1 protein-coding gene is annotated in these 442 nt (G+C 56.3%); it reads right to left on the bottom strand.

The window, feature by feature from the left end; all coding sequences use genetic code 11:
• Positions 1-398, bottom strand: a 398-nt coding sequence (locus CKO33_RS13195; protein WP_200182687.1) for a KUP/HAK/KT family potassium transporter, incomplete at its 3' end; no start/stop codon positions are given.
• Between the last annotated feature and the right edge of the window lie 44 nt (positions 399-442).

The raw sequence follows: 442 nt of genomic DNA, 5'->3' as shown, positions 1-442 counted from the left end.
GGGGTGATAAAGGAATCTCCGTAAAATAGGCCGGCGCCAACGATGCCGAGTAGGAGCGCCGTCATGCCAGTGCCCTTGTGGCTAGCCATGAGTCGACGTACCAAGGCCATCAGGGCGAGGATGCCCCCTTCGCCGTCGTTGTCAGCGCGCATAACGAATATGACGTATTTGACACACACCACGAGCAGGATCGACCAGAAGATCATCGAGATGATCCCCATGACGTCACCGTGGGTTGGGCGCACGGCATGGTTCTCCATTGAGAACACCGTTTGGAGAGAGTAAAGGACTGAGGTGCCGATATCGCCGAAGACGATTCCTAATGCGGCTAGGGCTAGTCCAGGTTTCATGGATCGGATCGGTTCACGATCAACGATCGGCTGGGTGGCTTTGGCCACCGCCTGCCGTTCATGGCTGCGAATCACTCAAGAAAGTATGGACC

It is taken from the genome of Ectothiorhodospira mobilis (genome assembly GCF_016584115.1).
Lineage (GTDB): Bacteria > Pseudomonadota > Gammaproteobacteria > Ectothiorhodospirales > Ectothiorhodospiraceae > Ectothiorhodospira > Ectothiorhodospira mobilis.
Note: the sequence above shows the minus strand (reverse complement) of the source record. Positions and strands in the feature narration are given on the sequence as shown.